The sequence below is a fragment of the Nesterenkonia maliinae genome (assembly GCF_051262655.1).
Lineage (GTDB): Bacteria > Actinomycetota > Actinomycetes > Actinomycetales > Micrococcaceae > Nesterenkonia.
In genome coordinates this window covers 1-18,457 of sequence record NZ_JBIMEY010000001.1, presented here as the reverse complement: position 1 = coordinate 18,457, position 18,457 = coordinate 1, and the positions used below count along the sequence as shown (strand labels likewise).

Sequence of the window (18,457 nt, the reverse complement as noted above, 5' to 3'; positions counted from 1 at the left end):
GCTTAGTTCTCCAGCTCCGCCTTGTCCGCGACGATGGTCACCTGATCGGAGTCCACGGAGAAGAACCCACCGCTGACCTTGGCCTTCACAGGGGCGCCCTCGACGGGATTGATGACCAGCTCGCCTTCGGCCAGCAGCGAGAGCACCGGAGTGTGACCGGGCAGGATACCGATGTCACCTTCCACGGTGCGCCCGCGCACCGACTTCGCGGCACCGGACCAGACGGCGTGGTCGCTGGCGACCACCTGAACGTCGAGTTCGGCCATGATCAGGACCTCTTCTTGATCTCGGAGTAGAGACGCTCGACGTCGTCGAGGCCGCCGACGTTGTAGAACGCCTGCTCCGGGATGTGGTCGAGATCGCCGTTGGCGATGGCGTTGAAGCCCTCGATGGTGTCCTTGATCGCCACAGTGGAACCGTCGACGCCGGTGAACTGCTTGGCGGTGTAGGTGTTCTGTGACAGGAACTGCTCGATGCGACGGGCGCGGGAGACGACGATCTTGTCTTCTTCGCCGAGCTCATCGATGCCCAGGATCGCGATGATGTCCTGGAGTTCCTTGTTCTTCTGCAGGATCTGCTTGACTCGCGTCGCGGTGTCGTAGTGCTCCTGGCCCACGTACTGGGGGTCAAGGATGCGCGAGGTCGAGCTCAGCGGATCCACAGCCGGGTACAGACCACGCGAGGCGATCGCACGGGAGAGCTCCGTGGTCGCATCCAGGTGGGCGAACACGTTCGCCGGCGCCGGGTCCGTGTAGTCATCGGCGGGGACGTAGACGGCCTGCATCGAGGTGATCGAGTGGCCGCGGGTCGAGGTGATGCGCTCCTGGAGCACACCCATCTCGTCCGCGAGGTTCGGCTGGTAGCCCACTGCCGAGGGCATGCGGCCCAGCAGCGTGGAGACCTCTGAACCGGCCTGGGAGAAGCGGAAGATGTTGTCGATGAAGAGCAGCACATCCTGGTTCTGCACATCGCGGAAGTACTCCGCCATGGTCAGCGCGCTCAGTGCCACGCGAAGACGCGTGCCTGGCGGCTCATCCATCTGGCCGAACACCAACGCGGTGTCCTTGAGGACGTTGGCCTCTTCCATCTCGACCCAGAGGTCGTTGCCCTCACGGGTGCGCTCACCGACACCGGCGAACACCGAGGTGCCGCCGAAGTTGCGGGCCACACGGGTGATCATCTCCTGGATCAGCACCGTCTTGCCCACGCCGGCGCCGCCGAACAGGCCGATCTTGCCGCCCTGGATGTAGGGGGTCAGCAGGTCGATCACCTTGATGCCGGTCTCCAGCATCTCGGTGGAGCCCTCCAGCGCGGCGAAGTTCGGCGCCGGGCGGTGGATCGGCCAGCGATCCTGCACCTCGAGCTCCGAGATCGGCATGTCGAGGGTCTCGCCCAGGACGTTGAAGATGTGTCCCTTCACGGACTCACCCACGGGCACCGAGATCGCGGATCCGGTGTCGTGCACGGGAGTGCCGCGCACCAGGCCGTCGGTGGCCTGCAGCGAGATCGCACGGATGAGGTTGTCGCCAAGGTGGGCGGCCACCTCGAACGTGATCCTGCGGGTCTCGCCCCCGAGGGTGACCTCGGAGTTGAGCGCGTTGTACATGGATGGGATGGAGTCGGCCGGGAACTCGATGTCCACGACCGGACCGATCACCCGGGCGATGCGACCAGTCGCACCCGGCTGACCGGCTCCTCCGGAGCTCTGCTCTGCAGTAGTGGCAGTCATCTCTCTCACTTCACTTGATCTTGGATGATGTCAAAACGTCTGTTGTTGGCCTGCGGGAGTACCCGTGGGCTAGCTCGCGGCCAGAGCGTCGGCACCCGCGATGAGCTCGCTGAGCTCCTGGGTGATCTCGGCCTGGCGAGCGTTGTTGCGCAACAGGGTGTACTTCTTGATGAGGTCGTCCGCGTTGTCGGCAGCAGACTTCATCGCCCGCTGGCGAGCTGCGAGCTCCGACGCCGAGGCCTCGAGCATCGCCGCGAAGATCTTGGACTCGATGTACCGCGGAAGCAGCGCATCGAGGACCTCTTCGGCGGCAGGCTCAAAGTCATACAGCGGGGTGGGCTCGTGCTTGGCATCCGCATCCTGCTCCACGAAGGCCAGCGGCAACAGGCGTCGCACCACCGGCTCCTGCTTCACCATGGACTGGAACTCGGTGTAGACGAGATAGAGCTCGTCCACGCCGCCCTCCTCCGTGGGCTGCAGGAAGCGATCGACCAGCGTGCGGCCGATCTCCTGAGCGCGCTCCACCTCGGGGGCGTCGGTGTTGCCCGTCCATACCTGGTCGTACTCCCGCTCACGGAAGTCGTAGAACGCCTGCGCCTTGCGTCCATAGAGGTAGGGGCGGATCTCTTTGCCGTCCTCCCGAAGGCGCTTGGTCAGGGCTTCGCCCCGCTTGAGCACGTTCGTGGAGTAGGCGCCGGCGAGTCCGCGGTCGCTGGTGAGGATCAGCACTGCCGCACGGGTGGGATTCTCCACCTTTGTGGTCAGCACATGATCGATGTCGTTCTGCGAGGCCACGGCGGAGACCGCTCGTGTGATGGCATCTGCGTATGGCGAGGCTGCCCGCGCACGGCTGCGTGCTTTGCCGATGCGAGACGTCGCGATCAGCTCCATCGCCTTGAAGATCTTCTTCATCGACGACGTCGATGCGATCTTCTGGCGGTAGACCCGAATCTGGGCTCCCATGCTTGTCCTTCCCTGATGTCGTCCAGCAAGTGATTCTGCTCAGCTGAGGGGTGGCCCTCAGCTGCGTGCGGGAATCTCTTCCTGGCTGATCTCGTCGGCGGACATCGCGTCGGTCTGCTCGTTGCCCACGATGGACTCGGCACCCTCGGCGTGGAATTCCTTCTTGAACGCGACCATGGCTTTCTTGAGCGCGCTGACGGTGTCGTCCTCGAGCTTGCCGGAGGAGGCGATGTTGGTCAGCACGTTGGTCTTGCGACGCAGGTAGTCCAGCCAGTCCGTCTCGAAGCGCTTGATGTCAGCGGTCTCGACATCGTCCAGGTGGCCCTGGGAGCCGGTCCAGATCGATGCGACCTGGTCCTCGATCGGGTACGGGGTGTACTGGGCCTGCTTGAGCAGCTCGGTCTGCCGCTCGCCGCGCACCAGCTGCTGGCGGGTTGCGGGGTCCAGGTCAGAGGCGAACATCGCGAAGGCCTGCATGTCCCGGTACTGCGCAAGGTCGAGCTTCAGCGTTCCGGAGACCTTCTTCATGGCCTTCAGCTGGGCCGCACCACCGACGCGGGACACCGAGATGCCCACGTCGACTGCGGGACGCTGGTTGGCGTTGAAGAGATCCGACTGCAGGAAGATCTGACCGTCGGTGATCGAGATGACGTTGGTCGGGATGTACGCCGAGACGTCGTTGGCCTTGGTCTCCACGAGCGGCAGTCCGGTCATCGAACCGGCGCCGAGCTCGTCGGAGAGCTTGGCACAACGCTCGAGCAGACGGGAGTGGAGGTAGAACACGTCGCCGGGGTAGGCTTCGCGGCCCGGTGGGCGACGCAGCAGCAGCGACACCGCGCGGTAGGCCTCAGCCTGCTTGGAGAGGTCATCGAACACGATCAGCACGTGCTTGCCGCCGTACATCCAGTGCTGGCCGATGGCCGAGCCGGCGAACGGGGCGAGGTACTTATAGCCTGCCGGGTCCGATGCCGGTGACGCCACGATGGTGGTGTACTCCAGCGCGCCGCGCTCTTCCAGGGTCTGCCGGACGGCCGCGATCGTGGAGGCCTTCTGGCCCACAGCGACGTAGACGCAGCGGACCTGCTTGGTGACGTCGCCGGATTCCCAGTTCGCCTTCTGGTTCAGGATGGCATCGATCGCGATGGCGGTCTTGCCGGTCTGGCGGTCACCGATGATCAGCTGACGCTGGCCGCGTCCGATCGGGATCATGGCGTCGATGGCCTTGATGCCGGTCTGGAGCGGCTCGTGCACGGATTTGCGCTGCACCACCGAGGGCGCCTGAAGCTCCATCGGACGGCGACCCTCCGGGGTGATCGCCCCCTTGTCATCGATGGGCGTGCCCAGCGGGTCGACCACGCGACCCAGGAATTCGTCTCCGACGGGGACCGAGAGGACCTCGCCGGTGCGGGTGACCTCCTGGCCTTCCTGGATGCTGGAGAACTCGCCGAGGATCACGACGCCGATCTCTCGGGTGTCCAGGTTCTGGGCCAGGCCCAGGGTGCCGTCTTCGAAGCGAAGAAGTTCGTTTGCCATGGTCGAGGGAAGTCCCTCGACACGAGCGATGCCGTCAGCCGCGGAGATCACGCGTCCGACCTCGACGCGCTCTGCGCTGCCGGGATCGTAGGATGCGGCGAAATCGTTCAAGGCGTTGCGGACGTCGTCGGCGTTGATGGTCAAGTCGGCCATCTGCAGTCCCTGCTCTCCTCAGTCATGGCCGCAGTGTGCGGCCGGGTGGTTCAAAGATTCACGTATGTGTTGAGCCAGTCTGAAGAAGACTAGCTGGCCAGTCTCCGGTTCAGATCATTGAGCTTGGTGGCCATGGTGCTGTCGACCACCTCATCACCGACCTGGACGCGGATGCCGCCGACCACAGCAGGGTCGACCACGACGTCGAGTTTCAGCTCCCGACCGAAGTAACGGTCCAGGCTTGCCCCGAGCCGCTGCATAGAGCCGGGGTCCAGCTCCTTGGCCACGGTGACCAGTGCGATCCAGCGCTGCTGGCGTGCCGCGATCTGCTCGGTGAAGCGCTCGACCAGCTGCGCGGGCCGAAGCCCTCGCGGCGAGGTCACAGCGCGATCGATGAGCAGCCGCGCCTCGTCGCCGGCCGAAGGTGAGAGCTGCGCACCGAGCTTCTGCTTCGCCTCAGGCGTCGCCTGGGCGTCGGTCAGCGCGCGCTGCACCTGGTGCGAGGAGGCGACGGTCCGCCGGAAGTCCAGCAACGCCGACTCCAGCTTCTCGAGTCCGGCCAGGCCTTCGCGCTCGGCCTGTACGACCACCACGGCGACGGCGAGGATCTCGACGGCGTCGCCGAGGTCGCGCTCCTTGCTCCAGCGTCGGGAGACCAGGGCATCGAGGACTTCCGTCGTCGTGCCCTTGACCTTCGCGCCGAAGAGGCTGCGCACCATCGCGACCCGGTCGCCCGCCTGGCGGGAGGGGTCGGTGAGGCTGCGTCGCAGTCCTGCCGAGGAATCGAGCACATCCAGCACAGCGAAGAGTTCGCGAGCGACTTCGAGGTCGGCCTGGGCCAACGTCGGCGCGAGCTCCTTCTGCACGGATGCGAGGGATTCGGTGGTCACCGCTGCCATTACTGTGCTGCTCCTGTCTGGCCAGCCTGGGCTGCCTGATCAGCGTCGAGGTCCGCGAGGAAGCGATCGACCACTCGCTGGGAGCGGTTGTCGTCCTCGAGCGCCTCGCCGACGATCCGGCTCGCAAGCTGCGTGGCCAGCGTGCCGACCTCAGCCTGGAGCGAGTATGCAGCCGATGCCCGCTCTGCGGCGATCTGCTGCTGGGCCTGCTCGGTGATGCGGGCTGCCTCGGCGGCGGCCTTCTCCTTGTGCTCGGCGACGATCTGCGCACCTTCGGCGCGAGCTTCCTCGCGCATCCGGCTCGCCTCGGCACGAGCGTCCCCGAGGTTCTGCTCGTACTCGGCCTTCATCGCTGCGGCTTCGGCCTTGGCCTTCTCCGCCTCGTTGAGGCCGCCTTCGATGGCCTCGACACGGGCCTGGTAGGCCTTCTCGAAGGCCGGCGCGATCCATTTCTTGACCACGAAGAGCAGCACGACGAAGCCGAGAGCCACGACCAGGAATTCCCAGAAGTTGGGAAGCAATGGGTTGGCGTCGCCTTCTGCTGCCTGGATCAGAGATGCACTGATCATGTGTTCACCCTTTTTTCAGTAGTCTGACGATCTCAGAGGACCCGGAGTGCCCGTGCCCGTCCCAGAAGAATCGGACCAGCGTCAGAGCACGAAGGCGAAGACGATGGCGAGGATGAAGACCGCCTCTGCCAGCGCGAAGCCGAGGATGGCGATGGGCTGAAGCACGCGCTGTGCCTCAGGCTGGCGGGCCACACCGTTGAGGTAGGCCGAGAAGATCATGCCGATGGCCAGTGCAGCGCCGAAGCCTGCGAGACCCATACCGACCATGTTCAGAGTGCCGTCCATATGTGTTGCTCACTTTCTGTACGAGTCCGGCGTGCGTGCCACGCGGACGGTTCGATGTCAGGCCTCCCGGCGTCTGCCGGTCCGCCGCTGCCGCTCGGTGTCCGTCTCAGGTCATCCGAACCGCATAGAGGAAAATCAGTGGGCGTCAGCCTCGATGGAGCCCTGGATGTAGATCGCTGTCAGCAGCGCGAAGACGAAGGCCTGCAGGACCATCATGATCAGCTCCAGGAAGTACAGCGGGATGGACCCGACCAGGATCAGAGCGCCCAGCCCGTAGCCGTCGAGGCCGCCCTGCTGCGCGACGAGGAACTCGACGCCAGAGCCCGCGAGCATCACGATGATGTGCCCGGCGAGCATCACGGCCATGAGTCGCAGCGAGTGCGTCAGCGGGCGGATGATGAAGTTGGAGAGGAACTCCAGGACCACCAGCAGCGGCAGCAGCCACTTGGGCACTCCCGAGGGGACCGTCATGAGCTTCATGAACTTCGGTCCGTGGGTCCTGAAGCCCAGCACGATCCAGGTGATCCAGATGATGGCGGCCAGCGCATAGGCGGGACCCGCGTGGGAGAACGTCGGGAGCTGCAGTCCCGGAATCGCGCCGAAGATGTTGTTGACCAGCACGAAGAAGAACACCGCGAACAGCAGCGGGATCCACTTCCGGAAGTGCTTCTCCCCGAGGATGTCGCGTCCCAGGGTGTGCCGGACGAAACCGTAGCCGGCTTCGGCCGCGAACTGGGTGCGGGACGGGACGAGGGACTGCTTCCGGATCGCCCACATGAAGAACCATGAGATGACGATGACCGAGAGGATGACCATCAGCATGTTCTTGCCGAAGCCAGTCCCCCACTCCGCCATCCAGGGAAAGATCTCCGGAAGATGCGTCTCAGAAATCGTGGGCGGCTGGAATCCACCTTCATTGGTGGCCATGGGCGCAAGCGAATGCAACGCTGGTCCTCTCTGCGGTGTCCGTCAGTGGGTTCAAACCCCGGGCATCGGAAGCCGGATCAACTCCGTCTCGCCTTGAATATGGACCGCCAGTCCATTTGGAGACTTCCGAATGACGGTCCACGGGCAACTCCCCCACGCAGGTGTTGGAAAACACAGATCACGTGTGGGGAATCACCGAAAGCCTACCAGAACAACGACCTCCGACTCTGCCGGGGGGTATGGCGCACGGACAGTCTCGGGCCATCTGCCGGGCGCGGCCGCCGCGTCAGCGCTCGAGCCGGTGACGCAGCGCACGCTGGGCCGCGGCCCGGTTCACCCGCAGCGCGCGACGGCGCAGCCAGGGCCCCAGCGTGAGCACCAGCGCGGCACCCAGGGTCAGCGCCATGCCCAGAGTCACCAGCCACCAGGGCAGGAAGTTGAAGGAGACCGCTCCGAAGGCGAACAGCGCGGACCAGAGGTAGAGCAGCAGCACCGCCTGCGGGTGGGAGTAGCCGCCGTCGACCAGCTTGTGGTGCAGGTGGCCGCGGTCCGGACTGAACGGAGAGGCCCCGCGTGCGGTGCGCCGGACCACCGCCAGCGCGAGGTCCAGCAGCGGGAGCAGGGTCACCGCCAGCGGCAGCAGGATCGGCATGTACGCCGGGATGTTACGGAATCTGAAGCCCTCGGCGAGCTGGCCGACGTCGGCGGTCACTGCCAGCGCCCCGGCGGCCATGACCAGGCCCAGCAGCATGGCTCCGGTGTCACCCATGATGATCTTCGAGGGGTAGAAGTTGTGCGGCAGGAAGCCCAGGCAGGAGCCGACCAGCACCGCCATCAGCAGCGTCACCAGGTTCGAGGCGTCGAAGGCGTTGATCGAGAGCGTCAGCAGGTAGCTGTAGATGAAGAACGCGGCACCGCCGAGGGCAGCGACGCCGGCGGCAAGGCCGTCGAGCCCGTCGATGAAGTTGAAGGCGTTGATGGTCAGCACCACCACGAACACGGTCAGCATCGCCTGCACCAGCGGCCCACCGACCCCGAGCCAGCCCACCGGCATCACCTCGAGCTGGATCCCGTGCAGCACCAGGATGACCGCGGCGCCCACCTGGCCGCCGAGCTTGACCATCCAGGGGATGTCCCAGGCGTCGTCGGCCATGCCGACCAGCAGGATCACCACCATCGCGGCGAACACCCCGCGCACCGGGGTGAGATCGGCGAAGATCCCGCCCAGATAAGGAATCGTGGAGGCGGCGGCCAGGCCCAGGACCATGCCGAGGAACATCGCCACCCCGCCCCACCGGGGCTTGATCTGGCGGTGCACATCGCGTTCCCGGATCGGGGTGTAGATGCGCAGCTTCAGTGCGATGGCACGCACCGCCGGCGTGAGCAGATAGGTCACCACCATGGAGAAGGCGAGGACAGCCAGGAAATAGATCATGAGTGGGAGTCGGGGGCCTCTGCCTCGGGTTCCACAGACTGAGGTTCTACAGACTCGGGTTCCACGCTGGCCACGACCGCCTGCACCTCGGCCAGCGGCAGCGCGCCGGAGCGCACCACCCGGGGAGGCGTCACCGTGGCGTCGATGATGGTCGACGCGGTGCTGGAGCTGCGGTCCCCGTCATCGAGATAGACCGAGACGGACTCGGCGAGCATCTGCTGCGCCTCGGTGACGTTGGTCGCCGCGGGCATCCCGGTGCGGTTCGCCGAGGACACCGCCAGCGGACCGGTGGCGGTGAGCAGATCCAGCGCGAGCTCATCGGCCGGCATGCGCAGCGCCACGGTGCCGTGGGTCTCCCCCAGGTCCCAGCGCAGCGAGGGCTGGGCATCCAGGATCAGCGTCAGGGGTCCCGGCCAGAACGCTTGAGCCAGGGCCCGCGCCTCCTCAGAGACGTCGATGGCCAGGGCGTCCATGACCTCGAGTCGTCCGATCAGCACCGGCGGAGGCATGGCCCGGCTGCGACCCTTGGCCGCGAGCAGCACCGCCACGGCCTGCGGGGAGAACGCGTCGGCGCCGATCCCGTAGACGGTGTCGGTGGGGAGCACCACCGCTTCCCCGCGGGAGAGCGCGTCCTGCGCCTGGGAGATGCCCTCGGCGCGGGAGGTAGGGTCGGTGCAGTCGACTATCTGGCTCACGCGCGCCATTCTTCCACGCCCGCGGCGGGTTCTCCGTCAGCGACGGCACTGGTGGCGCGGTCCCGTCCGGTAAGGTCCTGGTGCGTGCTGATCTGCGAGAGCGAGCGGTCGGCGCGGCAGTGCGCGGCCAGCGCCGCGGCCTGGACCTCGGCGTGTTCGAGGATGAACCAGCCTCCCGGCACCAGCAGCCGCTTCGCCGTGTCGATGACCGCGTGCGGCATGGTGAGCCCGTCGGCTCCCCCGCCGTAGAGCGCAAGCTCCGGATCATGCACGCGCACCTCTTCCTCGCGCGGGACCATGCCGGCGGGGATATAGGGCGGGTTGGAGACGACGACGTCGAAGCTGGACTCCCAGCCCTCGGGCACCTCACGCAGATCCCGCTGGTGCAGGGTGACCCCGAGCGGGGCGAGGTTGAGCTGGGCCCAGGCCACGGCCTGGGCGGAGAGCTCCACGGCGTGGACCTCGGCGCTCGGGTGCTCGGCGGCGATGGCCGCGGCCAGGGCTCCGGAGCCGGTTCCGAGGTCGATCACGCGGGGCCGCCAGGAGGCCGGACGCTCTGCGGCCATCCGGGCCAGTCGATCCAGCGCCACCTGGGCGACCTGCTCGGTCTCCGGGCGTGGGATGAAGACCCCAGGGCCCACCCGCAGCTCGAGGTGCCGAAAGGGCGCCAGTCCGGTGAGATGCTGCAGCGGAACTCGATCCGCGCGCTCGGCCACCAGGTCGGTGAACCGTTCCGCGTCGGCGTCGGTGACCGCGCTGCCGCTCAGGGCCATCGCGGCGAGGCGTCCGCGCGAGACGCCGAGGACATGGGCGGCGAGGATCTCGGCGTCGACCCGGGGGCTGGGGACCCCTGCGGCACTGAGCCGGGCCGTGGCGTCCTGGATGAGCTGATCGGCTGGCATGTGCTCAGCCCTGGGTGTCGTTCAGCGCCGCGAGCCGCTCCTGCTCGTCGAGCTCGACGCAGGACTGGATCACGGCCTCCAGGTCGCCATTGATCACGGTGTCCAGGTTGTAGGCCTTGTACCCGCTGCGGTGATCGACGATCCGGTTCTCCGGGTAGTTGTACGTGCGGATGCGTTCGGAACGGTCCATCGTGCGGACCTGGGACTTGCGCACCTGGGCGTTGTCGGCGTCGATCTGCTCCTGCTGGTGGGCCAGGATCCGGGAGCGCAGCACCCGCATCGCTGCTTCCTTGTTCTGCAGCTGGGACTTCTCGTTCTGCATGGCCACCACGATCCCGGTGGGCAGATGGGTGATCCGCACCGCCGAGTCGGTGGTGTTCACGCTCTGGCCCCCGGGCCCGGAGGAGCGGTAGACGTCGATCTTGAGATCGTTCTGGCTCAGCTCGAGCTCCTCGGGCTCGTCGACCTCGGGCAGCACCAGCACACCGGCGGCCGAGGTGTGGATGCGACCCTGAGACTCGGTCTCAGGCACCCGCTGGACCCGGTGCACCCCGCCTTCGAACTTCAGGTAGGCGTAGACCCCCTGGGCCGCGTCGTTGGTGGAGGACTTGATCGCCATCTGCACGTCTTTGTAGCCGCCGAGGTCCGAAGGGGTCGAGGAGATGATCTCGGTCTTCCATCCCTTGGACTCTGCGTAGCGGGTGTACATGCGCAGCAGGTCGCCGGCGAAGAGCGCCGCCTCATCGCCCCCGGCGCCGCCCTTGACCTCGATGATGACGTTGCGCACGTCGTTCTCATCGCGCGGGATCAGCATCCGCAGCAGCTTCGCGGCGGCCTCCTCGCGCTGCGCGGTGAGCGCGGGGATCTCGGCGGCGAACTCGGAGTCCTCCTGAGCGAGCTCCTCGGTGGTCGCGAGGTCCTCGCTGAGCTGCTTCCAGGTCTTGTGCGCCTCGGCCACCCCGTTGAGCTGGGCGTAGCGGCGTCCCAGCCGGCGCGCCAGGGACTGATCGGCGTGGACCGCGGGATCGGCGAGCTGCTCCTGCAGCTCGGCGTGCTCCGCGAGCAGCGTCGACACCGAGTCGAACATCCGGGCGTTGATCTCTTCGCTCATGACTGGATTCTCTCTTGTTTCCGTGGCTGACGCGCAAACGCAGCACTGGCAGACCGGGCTGGTACAGGCGAAGCCCGGGGTGAGCAGATGCTCTCCCCGGGCTTCAGCTGGTGAGGCGGCTAGTTGCCTTTGTCTCCGAGCGCGGTCTTCGACGCCAGCATCAGGAACTCGACGTTGGACTGGGTCGCCTTGAGCTTGTTGATCAGAAGCTCCAGGCCCTGCTCCTGCTCGAGTCCGGAGAGCACGCGGCGCAGCTTCCACATGATCTTGACCTCGTCCGCCGAGAGGAGGTTCTCCTCGCGACGGGTGGAGGACTCGTTCACGTTGACGGCCGGGAAGATGCGCTTGTCCGCCAGTCGGCGGGACAGGCGCAGCTCCATGTTGCCGGTGCCCTTGAACTCCTCGAAGATGACCTCGTCCATCTTGGACCCGGTCTCCACGAGCGCGGTGGCGAGGATGGTCAGCGAACCACCGTTCTCGATGTTGCGCGCCGCGCCGAAGAACCGCTTCGGCGGGTAGAGGGCATTGGCGTCCACACCGCCGGAGAGGATCCGGCCGGAGGCGGGGGCCGCGGTGTTGTAGGCACGACCCAGTCGGGTCATGGAGTCCAGCAGCACGACGACGTCCTTGCCCAGCTCGACCAGACGCTTGGCACGTTCGATGGCGAGCTCGGCGACGGTGGTGTGGTCATCTGCCGGGCGGTCGAAGGTCGACGCGATGACTTCGCCGTCGACCGTGCGCTGCATGTCGGTGACTTCCTCGGGCCGCTCGTCGACCAGGACCATCATGAGGTGGACCTCAGGGTTGTTGGCCTTGATCGACTTCGCCAGGGCCTGCAGGATGATCGTCTTGCCCGCCTTGGGCGGGGAGACGATCAGGCCGCGCTGGCCCTTGCCGATCGGCGCGATCAGGTCGATCACACGGGGGGCGATGTCCTTCGGGTCACCCTCGAGGCGGAGCCGGTCCTGCGGGTACAGCGGAACCAGCTTGCTGAACTCCACCCGCTCGGCGTTCGCCTCGGGAGGGCGGCCGTTGACGGCATCGAGCTTCACCAGCGCGTTGAACTTCGCGCGCTTCTGCGGGTTCTCGCCCTCGCGGGGGGCCCGGATGTGTCCGTGGACGGCGTCGCCCTTGCGCAGGTTGTGCCGCTTGACCTGGGCGAGGGACACGTAGACGTCGTTGGGTCCGGAGAGGTAGCCCGAGGTGCGCACGAAGGCGTAGTTGTCGAGCACGTCCAGAATGCCTGCCACCGGGACCAGGACATCGTCCTCGGTGACCTCGGTGTCATCGACCTCAGGATCGCGGCCGCGGCGGCGGTTGTTGCGATCGCCCCGGTCATTGCGGTCATTGCGATCGTTGCGATCGTTGCGGTCATTGCGATTGCGGCTGCGCCGGTTGCGGCGTTCCTCGTCACGACCACCCTCGTTGCGGTTGCCGTCGTTGCGGTTGTTGTCCCGACCGCCGTCGTTGCGGTTGCCGTCGTTGCGGCTGTTGTCCCGGCCGCCGTCGTTGCGATCGTTCCGGTTGCCGTCATTGCGGCTGCCGTCGTTTCCGCCGCGGTTGTTGTCGCTGCGCTCGTTGCGGTTGTTGTCGCGGTTTCCACGACCACCGTCGCGTCCGTTGTTGTCGCGTCCGTTGTTGTCGCGTCCGTTGTTGTCGCGGCTGTTGTTGTCGCGGCTGTTGTTGTCGCGGCTGTTGTTGTCGCGGCTGCGCCGGTTGCGGCCTTCGCCGTCGTTGCGCTGGCCGTTGTCCTGAGCCTGGTCCTGAGACTGCTCGTTGGAGCCCGACTGGGAGTTCGACTGCTGCGAGTCGGACTGCGCGGTGTTGGACTGCTGTGAGTTCGACTGCTGGGCGTTCGACTGCTGACCCTCGGCCGGAGCGGTGTTCTGCTGCGCGGCGGCGTTGTCGTCACGGTTGCGGCTGCGACGGTTGCGGTTGCGTCCGCGGGGCTGAGAATCGCCGCCGTCGTCGTTGCCGTTGCTGCTGTCGTTGGCCTGCTGATCGTTGCGGCCGTTGTCGCGAGCGTCTTCGCGACCGTTCTCGCCACGCGCGACATCGCTGCTCGGGGCGTTCTCGGCAGTCTCGGGGCTGGCGCCGTTCTGCTCTGTGGGTGCCTCGGTCGCCTTGGGCTCGGCCTTGGACCGGCGGCGGTTCGGGCGCTTGGCAGCGGGCTCCTGCGCCCCGTCTGCCTGGTTGTCGTTGCCGCTCTTGGCGGCATCGTTCTCGCCTGCGCTGGAGGACTGGTCCTGCTGCTTGTCGGCGACGGCGCCGCCGCGCTGGTGCGAGGAGATGGCCTCCACCAGGGCAGATTTACGCATCCTGGAGCTTCCGGTGATGCCCAGCTGGGAGGCAAGCGCCTGCAGCTGCGCGAGCTTCAGACCGGCAAGCCCGGAGCTCTTGGCCTCGGGTGCAGCGGACTCGGCCTTCTCGGCGCTCTGAGTCGCAGTGGTCTCAGCGGTGGTTTCTGTCACGAAGGTTCCTTCCCCCTCGTCAGGCAGGCCCGGCGGATGCGCCGTCCTGCGATGTCTTCAACGGAGCGTCAGAAGTCCGTTGGCTAATTTCAGTTTCTTTCGCGCATGAAACGTTGGAGAGTCTTCGTGCACGGTCCGCGTCCCCGGCGGGGAGTGGGATCATCGCGGGATCCTGCTGAATCACTCGTTCGAGGAGTCTGCAGCGTCCAGCGCGCTCAGGAAATAAGCGCAACTTGCGCGAAAGAACATTACGGTGATCTCTTCAGGGCCAGCTCAGTGGCCTTGGGGAGTGAGCGTGCGGGGCACGCCATCAACGCTGATGTGACTCCACTGTAACACCAGTGCCTGCGATCGGCAGGATCGCGGGGGCGAACACGTGGCCCTGCGCGTCGGGTCCGCCGAGCGCCGAGATCTGCCGCGCCGCAGCGCTGGCCTGGGCCTCAGAGTCGGTCAGCACGAGCACCGAGGGGCCCGCGCCGGAGATCACGGCGGCGAAACCGGCCTCGCGCAGGCCATCCACCAGGGCCATCGATCCGGGAAATGCGGGTCGGCGCTGCTCTTGGTGCAGAGCGTCCTCGGTGGCATCGAGCAGCAGCTCAGGCGCGCTGGTCAGGGCGTGGACCAGCAGCGCGGCACGCGCGGAGTTCCGCGCGGCGACGGCGTGGTCCACCTGGGCGGGCAGCAGGTCACGCGCCACCTGGGTGGACTGCTCGAAGTTCGGCACTGCCACCACCGTGCGCAGGTGCGGGTGCGGGATCAGCGGTGCGGTCCTGAACGCTCCGGCCAGCGAGTCATGGGCAGAGCCGTCGGCACCCTCGTCGGCAGAGGCCGCGGGGCCGGTCTCCTGCCAGGAGATCGCCACTCCCCCGCGCAGCGCGGGCACGTAGTTGTCCGGGTGCCCCTCGATCCGGGACCCGATCTGCAGCTGCTCGTCCGTGGTGAGCCCCTCGGGCAGCAGCGCGTGGGCGGTCATCACCGCGGAGGCCACGGCCGCGGCGGAGGACCCGAGTCCGCGGCTGTGCGGAATGTTGTTGACCGCGCGGACCTCGAGGTCCGGGAGGCTGAAGCCCTTCGCGTTGAGGATCTTCTCGACCAGGGTGACCACCAGGTGGGAGGCATCACGGGGCAACGTGGCTGAACCCTCGCCCTCCACGGTGATCTCGACCTGCGCGGTGGGGCCTCGCCGCGGGGCGGCGTGGACGGTGATCTCATCGAAGAGGCTCAGCGCCAGGCCCATGGTGTCGTAGCCGGGACCCAGATTCGCCGAGGTGGCCGGGACTCGGAGGTGGAAGGCCACCGGGGCCGACAGCGGTTCGCGCAGCGCGAGGTCTCCGCGTCCCGTTGCGCTCGGCGGTGTTGCGGCCGAAGGGGCCAGTGCCTGGTCCGGGGCAAGTCCCTGACCGAGCTTGTGCATGCTGGGCTGACCGCTCACAAGGATCAGAGCCCCAGCTGCCGGGCCACGGTCTCGACGTCCTGCGGGACCATGGTCGGGGTGACGTCCGAGCCGTCGGCATTCTTCAGGGCCCAGTCGGGGTCCTTGAGGCCGTGCCCGGTCACGGTGATCACGATGGTCTTGTCCGCCGGAACCTCGCCCGCCGAGTGCTTCTTGATCAGTCCGGCGACGCCGGCGGCCGAAGCGGGCTCCACGAAGACACCCTCTCGGGAGGAGAGCCAGCGGTGCGCGTCGAGGATCTCCTCGTCGGTCACCGCCTCGATGACTCCCGCCGACTCATCCCGGGCGGCTTCGGCCTTCTCCCATGAGGCGGGGTTGCCGATCCGGATGGCCGTCGCGACGGTCTCCGGCTCGGTCACCGGGTGACCCATGACGATGGGTGCTGCGCCCGCGGCCTGGAACCCCCACATGATCGGGGTGTGGCTGGCCACCGCGGCGAGCTCCTCGCCGTTCCCACCCGCGTAGGGGTTGGTCCAGGGCTCGGAGTATTCCTTGTAGCCCTTCCAATACGCGGTGATGTTGCCGGCGTTGCCGACCGGGAGCAGATGATAGTCAGGCGCGTCGCCGAGGGCGTCCACGACCTCGAAGGCTCCGGTCTTCTGGCCTTCGATGCGGGCCGGGTTCACCGAGTTGACCAGGAACACCGGGTAGTTCTCGGAGAGCTTCCGGGCCATGTCGAGGCAGCCGTCGAAGTTCCCGTCCACCTGGATCAGCTCTGCGCCGTGCGCGACAGCCTGGGAGAGCTTGCCCATCGCGATCTTGCCCGCCGGGACCAGCACCGCGCAGGTCAGTCCGGCCTGGGTGGCATAGGCGGCGGCCGAGGCGGAGGTGTTGCCGGTGGAGGCGCAGACCACGGCCTTCGCACCTTCGGCCACTGCCGCCGTGATCGCCATGGTCATGCCGCGGTCCTTGAAGGAGCCGGTGGGGTTCATCCCCTCCACCTTGAGGTAGACCGTGCCGGAGACCAGCTCGGAGAGCGCCGGGGCGTAGACCAGCGGGGTGCCGCCCTCTCCCAGGGTGATGACCTCGGTGGTCTCCTCCACGGGGAGTCGGTCTGCGTATTCACGGATGACTCCGCGCCATTGGTGCGCCACGAGTGGGTGCTCCTTCATCGTCGTGCTGGTGGGAACTGCTCGGGTGGGACTGGGCCCAGGACTGCTGTTCGGGCTACTGCTCGACTTCGACGCGCAGCACCGAGTTCACGGACTTGACCACGTCGAGGGCCCGCAGCGTGGCCACGGTGTCGGAGAGGTCCTTCTCCTTGGCCAGGTGGGTGACGACCTGCACGACGGCGCCGCGCTCACGTGCCGACTCTGTGTCCACCTCGCCGTCGGTCGAGACGCTGCCGGGCTGCCGCATGGATTCGATGGAGACGTGATGATCTGCCAGCACCCGGGCCACCTCGGCGATGACACCCTCGCGGTCGGCGACCTCCATATCAATGTAGTACTGCGTGCGGGCGTCATCCACCGGCAGCGCGCGCACCGTCTGGGAGTCTCCGTTGGTGTCGGTGGTCCCGGGGTGGTCCGAGCCGCCGTGCAGCCGTCGCGCCACCGAGACCACATCACCCATGATGGCCGAAGAGGTGGGCAGCCCGCCGGCGCCCTGGCCGTAGAACATCAGCTCTCCGGCGTTCTCGGCGACCACGAAGACGGCGTTGAAGGCTCCGCGGACGCTTGCCAGCGGGTGGGTGCGGGGCAGCAGGGTGGGGTGCACGCGCAGGATGGCGCCGTCGTCGTTCTTCTCGACGATCGCCAGCAGCTTGATCACGTAGCCGGAGGCCGCGGCGGCCTCGATGTCGGCGGAGGTGACGGAGGTGATGCCCTCGCAGTAGACGTCATGGATGTCGAAGGGCGAGTGGAAGGCCAGTGCGCCGAGGATCGCGGCCTTCGCGGCGGCGTCGTGGCCTTCGACATCGGCGGTCGGGTCCGACTCGGCGTATCCCAGCCGCTGGGCCTCGGCCAGGGCGTCGTAGAACGCGGCTCCGGTGGAGTCCATCTGGTCCAGGATGTAGTTGGTGGTGCCGTTGACGATGCCCATCACCTTGGTGATGCGGTCCCCGGAGAGGGACTCCTGGATCGGGCGCAGGATCGGGATCGCGCCTCCGACCGCGGCCTCGAAGCGCAGCAGCGCGCCGGACTCGGCGGCGGCCTGGCTGAGCTTGCCGCCCTGGATCGCGAGCAGCGCCTTGTTCCCGGTCACCACGGCGGTGCCGGCGCGCAGGGCGCGCTCCACCAGGGTGCCGGCAGGCTCAAGCCCGCCCATGAGCTCGATGATCAGGTCGGCCTCGTCCACCAGCGCCTCGGCGTCGGTGGTGAGCAGCTCGCCGGGGATCTTCCAGTCGCGCGGGGCCTCGACGTCGCGGACGGCGACGCCGACCAGCTTGATCGGGGCGCCGACGCGCGAGGAGATCAGCTCGCGCTCCTCGACCAGGGTGCGTGCAACCTGGGAGCCGACGTTGCCTGCTCCCAGCAGACCGATCTTCAGCGGCCCTGCGGTGGTCCTTGCTGCGGACATGATGACCTCAATCCCTTGTGCCTGTTCGGTTCCCGGTGCTGCGCGCGTGCTGTGTGTCAGCGTGCGGCAAAGCCGGTGTCGCGCCCGAGCATGTCCTGCTCGGTCTCTCGGCGGATGAGCACCTGGGAGGCGCCGTCTGCGACGGCGACCACTGCGGGTCGAGTCAGGTAGTTGTAGTTGCTCGAGAGCGAGTGGCAATACGCGCCGGTGGCGGGAACGGCAAGGAGATCATCCCGGGCCGTCGCCGTCGGCAAGTATACGTTTCGCACGACGATGTCGCCGGACTCGCAGTGTTTGCCCACGATGCGAGACAGGGCGTGTTCACCGGTCACCCGGCGCGAGGCGAGCACCGCCGAATAGTCGGCGTCGTAGAGCACACCGCGGGCGTTGTCGCTCATGCCGCCGTCGACGGCCACATAGCGCCGCGAGGTGGTGCTGCCGTCGGGGGCGTCGACCTGGACGTCCTTCTGCACGCCGACCCGATAGAGCGTGACCCCAGCGGGTCCGACGATGGCCCGGCCGGGCTCGATGGAGATCCGCGGCACGCGCAGCTCGTGCTCCGCGCAGGCCTGCTTCACCGTGGCGGCCAGTGCCGCGGCGATGTCTTCGGGGTGGCGCGGGGTGTCTGCCTCGGTGTAGGCGATCCCGTGGCCACCGCCGAGATCGAGCTCGGGAAGCTCCACGCCGTGGTCAGCACGGAGGCGCGCCAGGAAGGTGATGAGCTTCTGCGCCGCCAGCTCGAAGCCGGCAGGCTCGAAGATCTGCGAGCCGATGTGGGCGTGGAGTCCGCGCAGTTCAACCCCGGGCAGCTCGAG

General features: G+C 67.2%; 17 protein-coding genes. All 17 read right to left on the bottom strand.

Annotation, left to right across the window (positions count from 1 at the left end; genetic code table 11):
- Positions 1-2 precede the first annotated feature (2 nt).
- Complete coding sequence (locus ACHAA4_RS00085; RefSeq protein WP_435772176.1) at positions 3-266, bottom strand: F0F1 ATP synthase subunit epsilon; 264 nt, start codon at positions 264-266, stop codon at positions 3-5.
- A 2-nt stretch (positions 267-268) separates the two neighbouring features.
- The gene (atpD, locus tag ACHAA4_RS00080; protein ID WP_435772175.1) at positions 269-1,729 is read right to left on the bottom strand and encodes a F0F1 ATP synthase subunit beta; all 1,461 of its coding nucleotides are present in this window, start codon (positions 1,727-1,729) and stop codon (positions 269-271) included.
- Positions 1,730-1,798: 69 nt separating this feature from the next.
- Positions 1,799-2,692, bottom strand: a complete 894-nt coding sequence (locus ACHAA4_RS00075) for a F0F1 ATP synthase subunit gamma (RefSeq protein WP_435772174.1) — start codon at positions 2,690-2,692, stop codon at positions 1,799-1,801.
- A 57-nt stretch (positions 2,693-2,749) separates the two neighbouring features.
- Positions 2,750-4,378: a F0F1 ATP synthase subunit alpha gene (gene atpA, locus ACHAA4_RS00070; protein ID WP_435772173.1), complete on the bottom strand. Its 1,629-nt coding sequence runs from the start codon at positions 4,376-4,378 to the stop codon at positions 2,750-2,752.
- Between the two features lie 89 nt (positions 4,379-4,467).
- Positions 4,468-5,277: a F0F1 ATP synthase subunit delta gene (locus ACHAA4_RS00065; protein ID WP_435772172.1), complete on the bottom strand. Its 810-nt coding sequence runs from the start codon at positions 5,275-5,277 to the stop codon at positions 4,468-4,470.
- A complete protein-coding gene (locus ACHAA4_RS00060) occupies positions 5,277-5,846 on the bottom strand; it encodes a F0F1 ATP synthase subunit B (protein WP_435772171.1) in 570 nt (189 codons plus the stop codon). The genes ACHAA4_RS00065 and ACHAA4_RS00060 overlap by 1 nt, the downstream gene beginning before the upstream one ends.
- 81 nt (positions 5,847-5,927) lie before the next feature.
- Positions 5,928-6,131: an ATP synthase F0 subunit C gene (locus ACHAA4_RS00055; RefSeq protein WP_036476452.1), complete on the bottom strand. Its 204-nt coding sequence runs from the start codon at positions 6,129-6,131 to the stop codon at positions 5,928-5,930.
- 135 nt (positions 6,132-6,266) lie between these two features.
- Positions 6,267-7,058 (bottom strand): F0F1 ATP synthase subunit A, encoded by a 792-nt coding sequence (atpB, locus tag ACHAA4_RS00050; protein ID WP_435772170.1) that lies wholly within the window; start codon positions 7,056-7,058, stop codon positions 6,267-6,269.
- 286 nt (positions 7,059-7,344) lie between these two features.
- Complete coding sequence (locus ACHAA4_RS00045; protein WP_435772169.1) at positions 7,345-8,493, bottom strand: MraY family glycosyltransferase; 1,149 nt, start codon at positions 8,491-8,493, stop codon at positions 7,345-7,347.
- Positions 8,490-9,197 (bottom strand): L-threonylcarbamoyladenylate synthase, encoded by a 708-nt coding sequence (locus ACHAA4_RS00040; RefSeq protein ID WP_435772168.1) that lies wholly within the window; start codon positions 9,195-9,197, stop codon positions 8,490-8,492. The genes ACHAA4_RS00045 and ACHAA4_RS00040 overlap by 4 nt, the downstream gene beginning before the upstream one ends.
- Positions 9,185-10,090, bottom strand: coding sequence for a peptide chain release factor N(5)-glutamine methyltransferase (gene prmC / locus ACHAA4_RS00035; RefSeq protein WP_435772167.1), 906 nt, complete (start codon positions 10,088-10,090; stop codon positions 9,185-9,187). The genes ACHAA4_RS00040 and prmC overlap by 13 nt, the downstream gene beginning before the upstream one ends.
- A 4-nt stretch (positions 10,091-10,094) precedes the next feature.
- Positions 10,095-11,177 (bottom strand): peptide chain release factor 1, encoded by a 1,083-nt coding sequence (prfA, locus tag ACHAA4_RS00030; protein WP_435772954.1) that lies wholly within the window; start codon positions 11,175-11,177, stop codon positions 10,095-10,097.
- A gap of 143 nt (positions 11,178-11,320) precedes the next feature.
- Positions 11,321-13,672 carry a transcription termination factor Rho gene (gene rho / locus ACHAA4_RS00025; protein WP_435772166.1) on the bottom strand — a complete coding sequence of 784 codons (2,352 nt, stop codon included), beginning with the start codon at positions 13,670-13,672 and terminating at the stop codon, positions 11,321-11,323.
- Positions 13,673-13,982: 310 nt separating this feature from the next.
- Positions 13,983-15,086: a homoserine kinase gene (thrB, locus tag ACHAA4_RS00020; RefSeq protein WP_435772165.1), complete on the bottom strand. Its 1,104-nt coding sequence runs from the start codon at positions 15,084-15,086 to the stop codon at positions 13,983-13,985.
- 23 nt (positions 15,087-15,109) lie between these two features.
- The gene (gene thrC, locus ACHAA4_RS00015; protein WP_435772164.1) at positions 15,110-16,219 is read right to left on the bottom strand and encodes a threonine synthase; all 1,110 of its coding nucleotides are present in this window, start codon (positions 16,217-16,219) and stop codon (positions 15,110-15,112) included.
- Positions 16,220-16,292: 73 nt separating this feature from the next.
- Positions 16,293-17,642, bottom strand: coding sequence for a homoserine dehydrogenase (locus tag ACHAA4_RS00010; protein WP_435772163.1), 1,350 nt, complete (start codon positions 17,640-17,642; stop codon positions 16,293-16,295).
- Positions 17,643-17,698: 56 nt separating this feature from the next.
- A partial coding sequence (locus ACHAA4_RS00005) for a diaminopimelate decarboxylase family protein (protein ID WP_435772162.1) occupies positions 17,699-18,457 on the bottom strand: 759 nt, incomplete at its 5' end.

Bases quoted from the DNA above. Each gene is read 5' to 3' on its own strand.
- ACHAA4_RS00045 (WP_435772169.1), bottom strand. From the start codon at position 8,493: ATGATCTATTTCCTGGCTGTCCTCGCCTTCTCCATGGTGGTGACCTAT.
- atpD (WP_435772175.1), bottom strand. From the start codon at position 1,729: ATGACTGCCACTACTGCAGAGCAGAGCTCCGGAGGAGCCGGTCAGCCG.
- ACHAA4_RS00010 (WP_435772163.1), bottom strand. From the start codon at position 17,642: ATGTCCGCAGCAAGGACCACCGCAGGGCCGCTGAAGATCGGTCTGCTG.
- atpA (WP_435772173.1), bottom strand. From the start codon at position 4,378: ATGGCCGACTTGACCATCAACGCCGACGACGTCCGCAACGCCTTGAAC.
- ACHAA4_RS00060 (WP_435772171.1), bottom strand. From the start codon at position 5,846: ATGATCAGTGCATCTCTGATCCAGGCAGCAGAAGGCGACGCCAACCCA.
- ACHAA4_RS00040 (WP_435772168.1), bottom strand. From the start codon at position 9,197: ATGGCGCGCGTGAGCCAGATAGTCGACTGCACCGACCCTACCTCCCGC.
- ACHAA4_RS00085 (WP_435772176.1), bottom strand. From the start codon at position 266: ATGGCCGAACTCGACGTTCAGGTGGTCGCCAGCGACCACGCCGTCTGG.
- ACHAA4_RS00065 (WP_435772172.1), bottom strand. From the start codon at position 5,277: ATGGCAGCGGTGACCACCGAATCCCTCGCATCCGTGCAGAAGGAGCTC.
- prfA (WP_435772954.1), bottom strand. From the start codon at position 11,177: ATGTTCGACTCGGTGTCGACGCTGCTCGCGGAGCACGCCGAGCTGCAG.
- thrB (WP_435772165.1), bottom strand. From the start codon at position 15,086: ATGCACAAGCTCGGTCAGGGACTTGCCCCGGACCAGGCACTGGCCCCT.
- ACHAA4_RS00055 (WP_036476452.1), bottom strand. From the start codon at position 6,131: ATGGACGGCACTCTGAACATGGTCGGTATGGGTCTCGCAGGCTTCGGC.
- prmC (WP_435772167.1), bottom strand. From the start codon at position 10,090: ATGCCAGCCGATCAGCTCATCCAGGACGCCACGGCCCGGCTCAGTGCC.
- atpB (WP_435772170.1), bottom strand. From the start codon at position 7,058: ATGGCCACCAATGAAGGTGGATTCCAGCCGCCCACGATTTCTGAGACG.
- ACHAA4_RS00075 (WP_435772174.1), bottom strand. From the start codon at position 2,692: ATGGGAGCCCAGATTCGGGTCTACCGCCAGAAGATCGCATCGACGTCG.